This window comes from Faecalibacterium sp. DFI.5.82 (assembly GCF_029076575.1).
Lineage (GTDB): Bacteria > Bacillota > Clostridia > Oscillospirales > Ruminococcaceae > Faecalibacterium > Faecalibacterium duncaniae.
This window is the reverse complement of the sequence record NZ_JARFIS010000388.1, coordinates 1-317: the sequence shown is the minus strand read 5'-3', so window position 1 is coordinate 317 and position 317 is coordinate 1. Positions and strand designations below refer to the sequence as shown.

Below are 317 nucleotides of genomic sequence, written 5' to 3'. Positions count from 1 at the left end.
GCCGGATGCAGCAGACCATGCAGGAACTGCTGAAGCAGAACCCGGCTCCGAACAAAGAGCGGCATCAGATGGAGTGGGTGCAGCACATGAACAGCCTGAAAGCACAGGCCGAGGAACTGGTGATAAACGAGCTGATTTACAGCTAAGTTTCTTCGATGTGGCTATTCCCACCGAAGCCGAACAAATTGAATCCATCGACCAAGCGGAGAGCGAAAAATCGCCCTCCGCTTTTGTTTTGTCGCAGGCGGAGATTGAAAATGCGCTGCGGAGAGGTTACAATGTTGAAGGCAGCAAACTTCGGATATGGAAAATTTATC

Annotated in this window: 1 protein-coding gene; it reads left to right on the top strand. The window is 50.8% G+C overall.

Features of this window, described 5'->3' with window-relative positions; all coding sequences use genetic code 11:
* The first annotated feature begins 5 nt into the window (after window positions 1-5).
* A complete protein-coding gene (locus P0G09_RS17110; protein WP_342760552.1) occupies window positions 6-146 on the top strand; it encodes a TnpV protein in 141 nt (46 codons plus the stop codon).
* Window positions 147-317: the final 171 nt, after the last annotated feature.

Bases quoted from the DNA above. Each gene is read 5' to 3' on its own strand.
- P0G09_RS17110 (WP_342760552.1), top strand. From the start codon at position 6: ATGCAGCAGACCATGCAGGAACTGCTGAAGCAGAACCCGGCTCCGAAC.